14 protein-coding genes and 3 tRNA genes are annotated in these 12627 nt (G+C 73.3%); 6 read left to right on the plus strand and 11 right to left on the minus strand.

All coding sequences use genetic code 11. From position 1 onward, the window contains the following. Positions 1-24: 24 nt before the first annotated feature. Positions 25-312, minus strand: coding sequence for a hypothetical protein (locus GCE86_RS26635; RefSeq protein WP_013283434.1), 288 nt, complete (start codon positions 310-312; stop codon positions 25-27). Positions 313-473: 161 nt separating this feature from the next. Here GCE86_RS26635 and GCE86_RS26640 point away from each other — a divergent pair, with 161 nt between their 5' ends. Both GCE86_RS26640 and GCE86_RS26645 read left to right on the plus strand, forming a co-directional pair. After that, the gene (locus GCE86_RS26640; RefSeq protein WP_154229443.1) at positions 474-1331 is read left to right on the plus strand and encodes a 3-hydroxyacyl-CoA dehydrogenase family protein; all 858 of its coding nucleotides are present in this window, start codon (positions 474-476) and stop codon (positions 1329-1331) included. A 52-nt stretch (positions 1332-1383) separates the two neighbouring features. Then, positions 1384-2127 (plus strand): enoyl-CoA hydratase/isomerase family protein, encoded by a 744-nt coding sequence (locus GCE86_RS26645; RefSeq protein ID WP_154229444.1) that lies wholly within the window; start codon positions 1384-1386, stop codon positions 2125-2127. A gap of 54 nt (positions 2128-2181) precedes the next feature. Here the strand turns inward: GCE86_RS26645 and GCE86_RS26650 are convergent, their stop codons facing one another. Then, positions 2182-3531 carry an ABC transporter substrate-binding protein gene (locus GCE86_RS26650; RefSeq protein ID WP_154229445.1) on the minus strand — a complete coding sequence of 450 codons (1350 nt, stop codon included), beginning with the start codon at positions 3529-3531 and terminating at the stop codon, positions 2182-2184. 166 nt (positions 3532-3697) lie between these two features. On the opposite strand from GCE86_RS26650, the gene GCE86_RS26655 reads away from it, so the two are divergent. Both GCE86_RS26655 and GCE86_RS26660 read left to right on the plus strand, forming a co-directional pair. Next, complete coding sequence (locus GCE86_RS26655) at positions 3698-4099, plus strand: hypothetical protein (protein ID WP_154229446.1); 402 nt, start codon at positions 3698-3700, stop codon at positions 4097-4099. A gap of 12 nt (positions 4100-4111) precedes the next feature. Continuing rightward, a complete protein-coding gene (locus GCE86_RS26660) occupies positions 4112-4819 on the plus strand; it encodes a DUF2786 domain-containing protein (protein WP_154229447.1) in 708 nt (235 codons plus the stop codon). A 37-nt stretch (positions 4820-4856) separates the two neighbouring features. Here GCE86_RS26660 and GCE86_RS26665 read toward each other — a convergent pair whose 3' ends face one another. Then, positions 4857-5372 (minus strand): SRPBCC family protein, encoded by a 516-nt coding sequence (locus GCE86_RS26665; RefSeq protein WP_167537076.1) that lies wholly within the window; start codon positions 5370-5372, stop codon positions 4857-4859. Between the two features lie 196 nt (positions 5373-5568). Here GCE86_RS26665 and GCE86_RS32430 point away from each other — a divergent pair, with 196 nt between their 5' ends. Continuing rightward, complete coding sequence (locus GCE86_RS32430) at positions 5569-6786, plus strand: collagen-like domain-containing protein (protein ID WP_275587086.1); 1218 nt, start codon at positions 5569-5571, stop codon at positions 6784-6786. A gap of 12 nt (positions 6787-6798) precedes the next feature. Here GCE86_RS32430 and GCE86_RS26675 read toward each other — a convergent pair whose 3' ends face one another. Then, entirely contained in the window at positions 6799-7758 is a 960-nt protein-coding gene (locus tag GCE86_RS26675) for a hypothetical protein (protein ID WP_154229449.1), read from the minus strand. A gap of 171 nt (positions 7759-7929) precedes the next feature. Here GCE86_RS26675 and GCE86_RS26680 point away from each other — a divergent pair, with 171 nt between their 5' ends. After that, positions 7930-8256, plus strand: a complete 327-nt coding sequence (locus tag GCE86_RS26680) for a hypothetical protein (RefSeq protein ID WP_154229450.1) — start codon at positions 7930-7932, stop codon at positions 8254-8256. A 277-nt stretch (positions 8257-8533) separates the two neighbouring features. On the opposite strand, the gene GCE86_RS26690 is transcribed toward GCE86_RS26680, so the two are convergent. The 7 genes from GCE86_RS26690 to idi all read right to left on the minus strand — a co-directional run bounded on the left by GCE86_RS26690 (position 8534) and on the right by idi (position 12599). Next, positions 8534-8716 carry a hypothetical protein gene (locus GCE86_RS26690; RefSeq protein ID WP_154229452.1) on the minus strand — a complete coding sequence of 61 codons (183 nt, stop codon included), beginning with the start codon at positions 8714-8716 and terminating at the stop codon, positions 8534-8536. A gap of 989 nt (positions 8717-9705) precedes the next feature. Next, positions 9706-9779, minus strand: a tRNA-Phe gene (locus tag GCE86_RS26695). A 75-nt stretch (positions 9780-9854) separates the two neighbouring features. Beyond that, a tRNA-Asp gene (locus GCE86_RS26700) sits at positions 9855-9928 on the minus strand. A gap of 33 nt (positions 9929-9961) precedes the next feature. After that, positions 9962-10034, minus strand: a tRNA-Glu gene (locus tag GCE86_RS26705). 155 nt (positions 10035-10189) lie between these two features. Continuing rightward, a complete protein-coding gene (locus GCE86_RS26710; protein WP_154229453.1) occupies positions 10190-10981 on the minus strand; it encodes a polysaccharide deacetylase family protein in 792 nt (263 codons plus the stop codon). 75 nt (positions 10982-11056) lie between these two features. Beyond that, positions 11057-12004 carry a MerR family transcriptional regulator gene (locus GCE86_RS26715; protein WP_154229454.1) on the minus strand — a complete coding sequence of 316 codons (948 nt, stop codon included), beginning with the start codon at positions 12002-12004 and terminating at the stop codon, positions 11057-11059. Beyond that, positions 11994-12599 (minus strand): isopentenyl-diphosphate Delta-isomerase, encoded by a 606-nt coding sequence (gene idi / locus GCE86_RS26720; protein WP_154229455.1) that lies wholly within the window; start codon positions 12597-12599, stop codon positions 11994-11996. Before idi ends, GCE86_RS26715 begins: the two co-directional genes overlap by 11 nt. Between the last annotated feature and the right edge of the window lie 28 nt (positions 12600-12627).

A 12627-nucleotide genomic window follows, 5' to 3' on the forward strand; every position in this document is an offset into this window, starting at 1 on the left:
CGGAGGCGCCCGCCGGCGCGCCCGTCAGACCTGCACGGTGGGGGTGGTCTGCTCCGGGGGCAGGCCGCCGTCGCCGTCGACCACCTCGTCCGGGGTGCCGTCCTCGTCGATGTCGACCATGGTGATGTCCACCTTGCCGTCGCCGTCGGTGTCGAACTGGAACAGGTCGGCCTTCCCGTCGCCGTCGGTGTCCACCACCCAGACGTCGGTCTTCCCGTCGTTGTTGGTGTCCGCGCGGAGCAGGTCCACCCGCTCGTCGCCGCGGGTCTCCACGGTCTCGGTGCTCTCCGCGCTCTCCGGTGCCTGGCTCATCTCGATCCTTCCCTCGGCGTTGACGGCCGTCTGTACCCGATCCGGCGCGCCCCCACGCATGCCCCCGGGCCCGGCCCTGCATAGGGTCGCATCCAGGAACCAGCGGACGGTCCGGCGCGGCGGAGACCCCGCCCGTCACCGGCCGCGGCGGAGGGACATCGATGAGTGGTCGTTTTGTGGTCGTCGGGGCCGGGACCATGGGCCTCGGCATCGCGTACGTGGCGGCCGGCGCCGGCTACGCGGTCGAGCTGGTCGAGGTGGACGCGGCGCGCGGCGCGGACGCGGTGCGGCGGCTCGGTGAGCTGTGGGACCGTGGCGTGCAGCGCGGCAAGCTGACCGCCGAGGCGGCGACGGAGAACCGCGAGCGGGTCATTCTGCGGGCCGGGCTCGCCGAGGTGGCCGAGGGCCCCGACGTGATCGTGGAGGCGGTCCCCGAGCGGCTCGACCTGAAGCGGGCCGTGCTCCGCGACGCGGAGGGCCGCCGGCCCGTCCTGCTGGGCAGCAACACCTCCAGCATCCCCATCGCCGAGCTGGCCGAGGGGCTGGAGCGGCCGGCCGGCTTCCTCGGGCTGCACTTCTTCAACCCGGTCTGGGTCATGGCCCTGCTCGAGGTCGTGGTCGGACCGGCCACCGCGCCGGAGACCACCGAGGCGGCCGTCGCGCTCGCCGGCCGCCTGGGCAAGGACCCCGTCGTGGTACGTGACCTGCCCGGCTTCGCCACGTCGCGGCTCGGCGTGACGCTCGGCCTGGAGGCGATCCGGATGGTCGCCGACGGGGTGGCCAGCCCCGCCGACATCGACAAGGCCATGGTGCTCGGCTACCGGCACCCGGTCGGCCCGCTGGAGCTGACCGACCTGGTCGGGCTGGACGTCCGGCTCGACATCGCCCGCACCCTCCAGGCCGCGTACGGGGACCGGTTCGCGCCGCCGCCGCTGCTGGAGGAGATGGTGGCCGCCGGCCGGCTGGGCAAGAAGTCGGGCCAGGGCTTCTACACCTGGGAAGGCGGGGTCAAGCAGTGAGCGCGAGGAGTGAGCTTGCGAGCTCCGCAGTCGCGAACGAAGGGCGGGCACAGTGAGCGGGCTGCGGATCGAGGAGCTGCCGGACCGGCTGGTGGTCACCCTGGACCGGCCGGAGAAGCGCAACGCGATCGACGCGGACCTGATCGGCGAGCTGCACGCGGTCTGCGCGGAGCTGGAGGCACGGCCCCGGCTGCTGCTGCTCACCGGCGGGACGGACGGCATCTTCGCCGGTGGCGCGGACATCGCCCAGCTCCGGGAACGCGGCCGGCTGGACGCGTTGGCCGCCATCAACCAGGCGGCCTTCGCCCGGATCCGGGCGCTGCCGATGCCCACCGTGGCCGCCGTGGACGGCCCGGCGCTGGGCGGCGGCGCCGAGCTGGCGTACGCCTGTGATCTGCGGGTGTGCACGGCGCGTGCGGTGTTCGGCCAGCCCGAGGTGCGGCTGGGCATCCTGGCCGGCGCCGGTGCGACCTACCGGCTGCCGGCGCTGATCGGCGAGGCCCGGGCCAAGGAACTGCTCTTCACGGGCCGGCGGGTGGACGCCGACGAGGCGCTGCGGATCGGGCTGGTCAACCGGGTGGTGGCCGAGTCGGCGGAGCTGCTGCCCACCGCGCACGGGCTGCTCGACGAGATGGCCAAGGGCTCGGCGCTGGCGCTGCGGCTGACCAAGCTGGCGGTGGACGCGCCGGCCGCCGCGCACCCGCAGCTCGACCTGCTCAGCCAGGCGGTCCTCTTCGAGGACGAGGAGAAGCACCGGCGGATGACCGAGTTCCTGGAGCGGCGCCGCTCCCGCTGACCGGCGGACACGACGAGGGCCGCACCGGTTCCCGGTGCGGCCCTCGTCGTCGTCTCAGTTCCGGATCTGCACCCCGGCGTCGGCCAGCGCGGTGATCACCCGCGCCGACTCACCGAAGCCGATCACCAGCACGGCGTCCGCCCCGTAGTCCTTGATCTCCCTGGCCCCGGCGGAGAAGTCCACCGGCGGCGGCGACGTGCCCTCCGGGGGCATGTAGGAGAGCAGCTTGACCTTGTCGGCGCCCATGCCGGCCCGCTCCAGCTCGGAGCGGACGTTCTCCTGGAGGCCCTCGCCGTAGGAGTCCTTCCGGGCGACGATCGCGATCTTGTGCGGTCCGTCGCGCATTATCACGTCGGCCAACGCCCGGCCCTGGAGGCTGTCCGGCGGCGCGGTGCGGAAGTAGAGGCCCTTGTCATCCACCGTGCTCAGCCCGGCGTCGGTGTTCGACGGGGAGAAGAGGATCCGGCCGGCGGCCACCACGTCGGGCAGCACGGCCCGGGAGATGCCCGAGGCGCCGGCGCCGATGATGACGTGCGCGCCCTGCTGGACGTGCGCGGCCACCGTCGCCTTCGCCACCTTCGGGTCGGTGCCGTCGTCACCCTCGATCCAGACCACCGGCTCGCCGAGCGCGCCGCCCGCCGCGTTGATCTCGCGGATCGCCAGCGCCGCGCCGGCCGCCATCGGCGGGTACGCCAGGGCCAGGTCACCGGTCTTCGGCAGCAGCCCGCCGAGCACCAGCGGGGAGCCGTCGTCCTTGTAGGACTTGGCCGGACGCGACTTCTTGCCCCGCGGCGGCGCCTTGGTGCTCGCGCCCGACTCGTCGCCGGCGCCGACGAACTCGGTCTTGCCGTCATCGATCTGCCGGTTGTCGAAGTGCAGGGTGGCGTAGCTGGCGGTGGCCGGCTCGCCGACGTCGGTGAAACCGGCCCGGTTCAGCGACACCCCGCGGTACTCGATGTCCTCGCCCGCGCGGGCGAGCTGGAGGCAGGCGGTCACCTCCTCGCAGCGCTGGCCACCGGTGGTCACCCCGACGATCTGCTTGGCGATCTCGCCCGGCTCGGTCGTGCCCGCGAGCTGGGCGGCCAGCGCGCTTATCACGATCGCGTCGTAGGTCTCCGCCGCGTACAGGTAGTCCTTGAGCTTCGGGTCTACGGTGCGTAGTTGATCCTTGAAGCTCTCGGGCAGCGGCGTGAGCGGCGTGGTGCCCTTCATGCCGTTGAGAAGGTCCGCGCGGTCCTTCAGCTCGTCGGCGTACGAGTTGAGCATGTTGCCGTCGGTGCCGTAGAGGCGGACCTGGGTGGTGGCCGCCTCCTCGGGCTTTTCGCTCCCGCAGGCGCTGGTGGCGAGCAGGAGCGCCGCGCAGGCCGTGGACAGGGCCGCACGCGACGCGCGAGATCTGAGCATTGTCGTCCTTCCTCCGGCGAGGGTCCGCTGCGCACACTAGCGTGCCGACGCGGAGCGCGGGACCGTGGAGGTCCGTCCGTCGGCACCCCGACTGCCGGTATCACTCTGTGTGATTGCCGGGCTGTTCCGGGGTCACCGCTTGACCTCCGGAACTACTGTTCGGCAGGTGACCGACGAAGCACAGCAGACGCTGGACGATGCGACCGCCGTGCTCCGCTCGGCGCTGGCCGGGGACGGCGCCGGCGTGGTGGGCACCTTCGACGCCGTGGTGGACCGCTCGGGGCTGGCCGGCGCGTACGGGGTGGCCTGGTGCCTGGCCGCCACCATGCTCGGCGACGACGCGCCCGGAGGTGGGGCAGCGCTCGACTTCCCCGGCATCGACCAGGCCGACTACGACACCCGGTGGGTGGCCCGCTTCGTGAGCGCGTACGCCAACGACGACGCCGACACCGGCGAGGCGCTGTTCGGGGCCGCGGCGGCCGACGGGCTGCTGCCCGACTGCCTGCTCACCCTCGCCGGTTCGACGGTCGCGACGCTGCGCAGCCGCGTCGAGCCGACCGACCTGTGATAGCTCTGGTGCATGTCCGAGGCGATGCTGAGCAAGGTCCGCAAGCTGCTCGCCCAGGCCGAGGACTCGGCCTGCACGCCCGCCGAGTCGGCCGCCTTCATGGAAAAGGCCACCGAGCTGATCGCGCGCTACGGCGTCGACCGGGCGCTGCTCGCCGCGCGGGAGCCGGCCACCGACCCGGTCGGTGACCGGGTGGTCGAGGTGGTCGCCCCGTACGCCCGGGAAAAGGCCGGCCTGCTCGCGGCCGTCGCCGACCCGCTGCGTTGCCGCTGCGTGCGCCGCCGGCAGGGCAGCGGCTTCGACCTGCACCTGTTCGGCTTCGCCAGTGACCTGGAACGGGTGGAGCTGCTCTTCACCTCGCTGCTCGTCCAGGCCGCGCACGGGCTCGCCGGCACCGCCGTACCGGCCGGGGAGCATCCGGCCGCCTTCCGGCGCACCTGGCTGGCCGGCTTCGCGCACGTGGTCGCCGAACGGCTGCGGACGGCCGAGGCGGGCGCGGCGGCCGAGTCCGGGGCGCCGTCGGTGGCGCTGGTGCTCGCCGACCGCACCGACCGGGTCCAGCGGCGGCTCGCCGAGGTGTACCCGCGGCTGCGTACCGCCCCGCGCCGCCGGCTCGCGGGCAGCGGCTTCGATCCGGGCGCGGCCGCGGGTCGCCGGGCCGACCTCGGCGGTACCGGCGTGACCGGCGCCGGGACGAGGGCGCGCAGCATCGGCGGCTGAACCCTCGGCCGTGGCCGGCTCTTGCGGCCGCCCCTGGTCAGTCCGGGGTGCGGGCGACCGTGGCCAGGTAGCGGCAGAGGAGTTCGTGCCAGCCGGCCGTGAGCGCCTTGCGGTAGCCCTCGGCGGCGTCGCCGTGCCGGTCGAAGTAGCGGTGCTCGACGTCGACCCGGGTCAGCTCCGGGCCCTCGGGCTCGAAGAGGACCTCGACCTCGCTGGCCCGCGCCGGGTCCGGCACCGGCACCCGGTCCGGCCCGAGCTGCCAGGTGAAGACCAGCCGCCGGGGCGGATCCCAGGTCAGCACCCGGCCCCAGTCGCCACGGAACCCGTACGGGCCGATCTCGTAGAGCATGCCGCCGGCCCGGGGCTCGATGCCCAGTTCGGCAAGCGCCTCCGGCCCCGACCAGGTGTATTCGCGAACCCACCAGTCGGTCAGCGACCCGGTGAACACGGCGTACGCGCGTTCGGCCGAGGCGGGGGCGAAGAGGGTGCTGCGGAGGGAGAAGCGGTCGAATTCCTGCCGGACCTCATCCGGATCGGCCATCCCCTGTCCCATAGGCCCGGACCATACCGGCTCATGCCCCGCTGTGCAGCTTTCATGTTGGCCCGCTTTCCGACAGCGGAGACCGCTCTCCGGCCGCCCGCCGCCGCGACGGTGCGGGACCTCCCGGCCCATCAGGGATGCCGGGCCGGAAAGCGGGTAACCGCGGCTGATTCGGCCCGGCCGGCGGGCCAGCGGGGAGCGGGACAGCATGAGCGAGAGCGGAGCGACCGGGCGGGAGCCGGACGCGACGAGCGGGCGGCCCGCCCGTCAGGGCGACGGGCAGTCGGAGCCGGACGTCCTGCTCGACATCCCCGAGGTGACGGTCGACCAGATCCGGCTCTCGGTCGAGGGGCTCGACGCCGACCTGTCGCTGCGCGCCCGGCTGGCCAACCTGCTCCAGCTCGACGCCGGTGTGCGGGTGCACCTGGAGAACGTGGATCTGGACGTCACCGGGGTGAGCGCCGAGGCGCTGCTCAAGGTACGCCTGGACAAGCTGGTGCAGATCCTGGACCGGGCGCTGACCACCATCGACCGGAACCCGCACCTGATCGAGGCGCTGGCCCGCTCGGCCCTGGGCGTCGACGACGTCAACCGCGTGGCCCAGCAGCTCGCCAGCGCGCCGGTCCGGGACGAGAGCGGGCAGCGGATCGGGACGGTCGGCGCGGTGGCCGACCGGGCACTCCGGGAGGGCGTCGGCGCGCCGCCGCCCCTGTCGACACCGACCGGAGCACGTGCGCCGGAGCCGCCGACGGGTGCCGGTGGTACGCCGCCGTCGAGCGGTCCGTCCGGTCGTGGACAGCAGCCGTCGAGCGGTGGGGGCGGCGGCGAGCCTCCCTGCGCGACCCGGGAGGGCGGCCCGTCCCGCGAGGGCTGGCAGCCTGGCGTGGGCGGTCAGCCTGGCGTGGGCGGTCAGCCTGCTGCGGGCGGGCAGCCCGGCGCGGGTGCGCGCGGGCCGTCGGCCGGCCCGGCGCCCACCGGAACCGGGAAGCCGCCTGCCTCTGGAGAAGAAGAGCCCGGGAAGCCTGCGGACCAGGGGAAGCCGGCCGAGCAGGGGAAGCCGGCCGAGCAGGGGAAGCCCGCCGAGCAGGGGAAGCCCGCCGAGCAGGGCAAGGCTGGCGAGCCGGGGAAGGCCGAGCCGGGCAAGGCTGGCGAGCAAGAAGAGGCCGGCGAACGAGGAAAGGCTGGCGAGGAGGGGAAGGCCGAGCCGGGCAAAACTGCTGAGCAAGGAAAGGCCGGCGAGCAAGGAAAGGCTGGCGAGCAGGGGAAGCCGGGCGCCGGCGGGAAGCCGGAGACCGACAAGGGATCGGGTGGCCCGCCCGGGCCGGCCCAGCTCGCCGGCCAGGCCGGCGAGACCCTGTTGCAGGCCGGCCGCAGCGTCTGGGAGGCGATCCAGAGCGGCATGGGCCAGCACCGCCCGAAGCGGTAGTCCCGCCGAGGATCAGCGGAGCGGGGCCGGCGACCGCCACCAGGCCGTACGCCGCAGCAGCAGCAACCCCGCGACCGGCGCGAGCGTCACAGCGAGTGCGACGCCGCTGGTCAGATCGCGCGGTGTCCAGAGCAGGTTGTCCCCGATCCCGTTGGCGTGCGCGATGAGCGAGCAGGCCACCAGCAGCCCCGCAGCCGCGAGTACCGCCCCGGCCCGAGGCCGGCGCCGGCCGTGCGTCGCCCCGGCGTCGCGCCGGACGGTCGCGCCGGGCGCGGGCAGCGGCGATGCGGGCGGAACGTCCACCGGCCCGGCGGGGACGGCGGGCGGAGGAGCAACCGGTTGGGCGACATCGCCCGGTCGGACGTAAAGCACCTCGGGGGCATCGACCGGTCGGACGTTCAGGACCTCGGGGGCATCGACCGGTCGGACGTTCAGCATCTCGGCGGCAGCGGCGGGGCGGACGTCCACCGGCTCGACGCGGATCCGTCGGACGTCCGCCGTGGAACGGGACGCGACGGCCGGTGCGGCCGGGGCCGACCGCTGGCCGGTCAGCCGCAGCTGGAGTGCGGTCAGCCCGCGGACGGCCCAGACCACGGGCGGCACGACCAGCAGCAGGATCAGGGCGGTGTGGGTCGCCCACGCGCCGGCCAGGGTCGGTCCGCCCCAGGCGTCCGCGTACCAGGCGGTGCCCGTCCGCTCAGCGAGCCCGAGCACGGGGCGGAACGGATACCCCACCACGTTGATCAGCACCAGGTAGGCGAGTACGGCGGTGAGCGCGGTGGAGGCGACCGCGACCGGCAACGCCAGCAGTGCGCCGCCCAGCGCCCGCAGCCGCCCCGGGCGGAGCAGCGCGCCACCCAGCGCACCTACCGCGCGAGGCACGGCAACCACCGACCAGGCGAGCCGCCGCCAACTCCCCAACCCGTAGGCGATCCGCCAGGGCGCGAAAACGTCGAGCCGATCTCGTGTCATGCGGCCAGTCTCGGCACCACGGGAGCGCCGGACCATCGGGACCAACCCCGGCCCAACCCCGAACCCGGACCCTGACGCCGGCCGTCGTTGACCAAGAAGTTTGCGTCAAGAAGCCGGGCCGCGCAGACGCAAACTTCTTGATCACCTTGACGTCACTTGCATGATGGCCGCATGAGCGCGGGCGACCGGGACCTGGTGTCGATCGCCCTGAGCCTCGTCACCGTGGTTCTCGGCCTTGTCGTGGTCATACTCGGCTTGCGTGTCGCGGTGACGCGACGGTTTCCGGCGGCCTGGGTACGGGGTGGGCGCTTGACGGCGAGCCAGCGATCCCAGCCCGTCCGCCGCGGTGGCTTTCTCGCCCTGCTCGGTGCGGGCCTGCTCATCCAGCAGGCACCGTTTCTCATCCCCGTGCCCCTCGCGGTCGGACGTGCCCTCTTCGCAGCGGCACTGCTCCTCGTCATGAGTGCGCTCGGATGGTCATTCTTGGTCCGGCGCTAACCAACAACCCGCTCCGCATCGCATGCCGAGGCAGCCGTGCGACATCTCCGTGCGCGGCCAGCTCGGACAGGGCTTTGGCGATCTCCCGGTCACGCCCGTCGACGGCGTGCAGGTAGCGACGAGCTGCCGCCATGGACGAGTGGCCCAACCGCTTCATCAGGTCGCCCAGGGTCGTGCCGGTCTGTGCGGCGAGGGTCTGCCCCGTGTGCCTCAGGTCGTGAGAGGTGAGGTCTCCCGGCCGGCATCGGCCGGGCCGGCCGGCCACGCTGGCGGGGTTCTAGAGGCGTTTCCAGCCCCGTGGCTTCGCTAGCACGATGATCAGGGTGCCGAGCGGACCCCACAAGCTGGGCACGAAGTACGGCCGATGGTCCAAGCCCTTGCGGTCGACTATCCATTGGTTCAGGCGGAAGAAGGCGAAGATTGCCGCCAACCAGGCCAGCGGTTCGATCAGTCTGCCCACCAGTCTCCATCCGAGTCGTCAGGCCGGGACCCTACGCCAAGGCCCCTACTTTCGACTTCGCCCTCGACTGGCGCGGGCAATCAGGGCGGCGGTCACTACCAAGAGCCCCACGATTATCAGGACGGTCCCGGCGTCGTGAACCACAGGCCCGATCCCCGGCCGAGCGAACTGGAGTCCAACAATGAACGAAAGGAAGGCGAGGGCGATCAGCGCACCCCACGCTTGCCGACGCCGCATCAAGAAACTCCCATTCGTCCCACGTTCGGATACGGACTCGTAATGCGCCGGTCATACCACCTGTAGATCGAGCCCGCTCCCAGGCCGTAGGAACGTCGCCGTGAACGTCATCGACCGTTCCGCTAGGGCCGCTTCCAGAGCGATCGTCTCCGTGCCGGCGAGGTGCACCTCAACCGGCGGGCTGCTCTGCCAGTCCAGATGAGCCCGCACCACATGCCGGCCTGGCGCTACGTCGACGCTCTGGATGGCTCCACGCTTCAGGCGTGCCACTACCTGCCCGTCAATCTCGATCGCAACGCGGCGCAGAAGGCCACCAGTGTCCAAGGCGCGACGAACGGTGATCCTCGGCATGAGGGTTCCCATCCCTTCCCTGCGGCGCGGTAATACATCGGAATGCCTCAGCGCCGTGCACGTCAAACCAACGGGCGGCAAGTACAGCCATCCGTACCGCCGAGCCGTTGACGGACAGGAGCTGCAAGCGACGACAGTCGACAGGCCGAGCAGGTCAGCGGCAGAGGCCGACGCCGGCCGACAGCAGTCTTGATCTTTGCTAGGCAGGGGTCGGCGACGTTCTCTCGGCCGACCGGATCACCGGGTGGGCCGTGCGATCTGCGTGCGATAAGAATCGGCCAGCAGCGGGATTCCGGGGTCAACGAGGGGTAGACCGGACAGCCGGGCTCCCGGGGCGTAAAGCAGAACGCCGACCGGCGTTTCCGCTGGTCGGCGCTCCTGTAGCCCGGCGAAAGGCTATGTGGCCAGGGGCGGGGTCGAACCGCCGACCTTCCGATTTTCAGTCGGACGCTCGTACCAACTGAGCTACCTGGCCGTGGTGCTCGGCTCATGCTACCGCACGGGCCGATACGCAGAACGCCGCGCGTGAAGGGCGCGGCGTCAGCGCTTGCGGTCCTGACGGGACTTGAACCCGCGACCTCCGCCTTGACAGGGCGGCGAGCACTCCAACTGCTCCACAGGACCTGGCTGGTGTTGCATCCGGCCTGAGCCGGACCGTGCCCCCAACGGGATTCGAACCCGTGCTACCGCCTTGAAAGGGCGGCGTCCTGGGCCGCTAGACGATGAGGGCGGCCCCGCCATCATTGCACACTCGCAACTTCAAGCGGACTTGCTCCCATCCGGCCCCGCCGGAGGCATCAGAAGCATATGCCATGCCTCCTCGGTCGGCCAAACCGGTATGGCTACCGGCGGGCGGCCCGGTGAAACCGCAGGTCAGAGGCGGTTTCACCGGAGCCGGGAGATCCCGTACCGCCGCTTGAGGTCGGGAATCAGGCGCCGGCAGGCGGCCATCGTCTGGGCCCGGTCACCGCCCGCATCGTGCATGAGCACGATCGAGCCGTGGTGGGTGGCGGCGGTCACCCGCTGAATGATCGTCTTTGCCGGCGGGTGGTCCCAGTCCCGCGGGTCGACGCTCCAGTGCAGCGGGCGCAGCCCGAGCTGGCGGGCCACCGTCAGCTCCTCGGCCGTCCACCGGCCGCCGGGCTGGCGGAACCAGGTGATCGGCGCGCGCGGGGCGGCCGCCCGGATGGCCTCGTTGGTGCGGACCAGGTCGGCCCGGATCTCGGCGAGCGGTCGCCGGCCGAGGTTGATGTCGTGCCGCCAGCTGTGGTTGCAGAGCTGGTGGCCCTCGCGGGCGATCCGCGCCACCAGTTGCGGGTAGCGCTTGGCCTGCTTGCCGACCAGGCAGAAGGTCGCCGTGACGTGGGCGGCGCGGAGCTGGTCGAGGATCTGGGGCGTGTACCGGGGGTCCGGCCCGTCGTCGAAGGTGAGGGCGACGCCCCGGTCACCGCTGGACCGGTGCAGCCCGGCGGGCAGGGTCTTCGGCAGTGGGCGCAGCTTCGGCTTCGGCGGGGTGGTGTGGCTCGGGCTGGGCCGTGGTGCCGTTGGGGCCGGCGTCGGCGTGGGGCCGGCGGACGGCGGGGCGCCGGCCGGTGACGGCGTCTTGCCGGGCTCGCCGCAGCCGGCCACGAGGAGCACCAGGCCGAGGGCGAGCGCCAGCACGGCGCGTGGACGCATCGTCGCTCCCGAGAGGGGTCGGGTTGGGCGGACTTTCCGACCGTAGTGGACGCCGCGCCGAATCGGGAGGGCCCTTCAGCCCGCTGTCGACTGGTCCAGGGAGTCGCGTACGGCCACGGCCAGTGAAACCGCCTCGCCGAGGTGCACCGGGCGGACCACCCCGGCCGGGAGCGTGTCGGCTCGCCAGCCCGGCCCGGCCGCGAGCACCAGCAACGGGCGGCGCGGAGCGGCGAGCACCGCGGTGAGCTGCGCCGGATCGGCCGTGAGCCGGGTGTGCGACCAGAGCACCACGGCCGCCGGCCCGGTCCGGTCGACCGCCTCCAGCAGCGCGGCCACCGGCACCCGGGCACCCAGCATGCGGTAGCCCACCCCGGCCTCGGCCAGGGCGGCGGCCAGCGCCTCCAGCGGCAGCGTGTGTTGTTCCTCATCGGCGCAGGCGAGCAGCATCCGGGCCGGCCCCGCGGCCGGGTGCGCCCGGGCCACGGCGGCGAACGCCTCGGAGACGCACCGGGACATGAGGTGCTCCACCTCGATGAACTCGCCGGTGGCGGCGTGCCGTTCGCCGATGCCGGCGAGCACGGGCCGGAGCAGCCCGTCCCAGGTCGGCACCACGCCGTCGGTGGTCAGGGCGTGCGCGACCGTCTCGCCGATCGCCACCGCGTCCAGCCGCATGGCGGCGCGGGCCACGCCACGCGCCACCGGCCCGGCCCGGCCGACCGGGATCGTCGTTCCGCCGCCGTCCCGGGCCGCCGAGACCCGGCGCCGCGGCCCGAGCCGCTCGGGCGGGAGGACGGCCGGCGCCTGCTGGGCCCAGCGGGCGGCCTCGGCGGGGGTGACGCCCTCGGCGGTGAGCCGTCGCATGATCTCCAGGCGCGCGAGGTCGGCCGGCGTGTAGCGCCGGTGGTGTCCCGGCACGTGCTCGCTCGGGCCGAGGCCGTAGCGCTGGTGCCAGGTGCGCAGCGTGGTGACGGCGACCCCCAGCCGCCGCGCGACGGCTCCCGCGCTCAGCGCCTCATCGGCCACCCGACCGCTCCGGTGCATCGTCGGCAGGCGTGCCCGCCCGCGCCACGTCGGTGGCGGGCCGGGCCGGCCGCAGCAGCCGGTTCACCACCCCGCCGAGCCAGGGCGCGTACGCGCGGGGGTCGGCATCCAGGTCGGTCTCCAGCTCGCGCGGGTCGACCCAGCGCAGCGTGGCCACCTCGTCCGGGTCGGGCCGGATGGGCAGGTCGGCCGGTACGTCGGCGCGCAGCACGTGGTCGTACTCGAATTCGACCCGACCGGTGGCCGGGTCCTCGGCGTAGTAGACGTACACCCCGATCTCGGTGAGGTCGACCGGGTCGACGCCGAGTTCCTCGGCGAGCCGGCGGTTGGCGGCCTCGATCAGCGACTCGCCGGGCAGGGGGTGGCCGCAGCAGGCGTTGGCCCAGCGCAGCGGGAACCGGGTCTTCGCGGCGGCGCGCTGCTGGAGCAGGATCCGCCCGTGCGGGTCGACCAGCAGCACCGAGAAGGCCCGGTGCAGCCGGCCGGGCGGCTGGTGGGCGGCGGCCACGGTGGTCTCGCCGAGCACGCGCCCGCCGTCGTCCACCAGCTCGACGAGGTGCTTCTCCCGGGCCGTCACCGTGCCAACCTTTCGTTCGCGACCGCGG

It is taken from the genome of Micromonospora terminaliae, from assembly GCF_009671205.1.
Classification (GTDB): Bacteria; Actinomycetota; Actinomycetes; order Mycobacteriales; family Micromonosporaceae; genus Micromonospora; species Micromonospora terminaliae.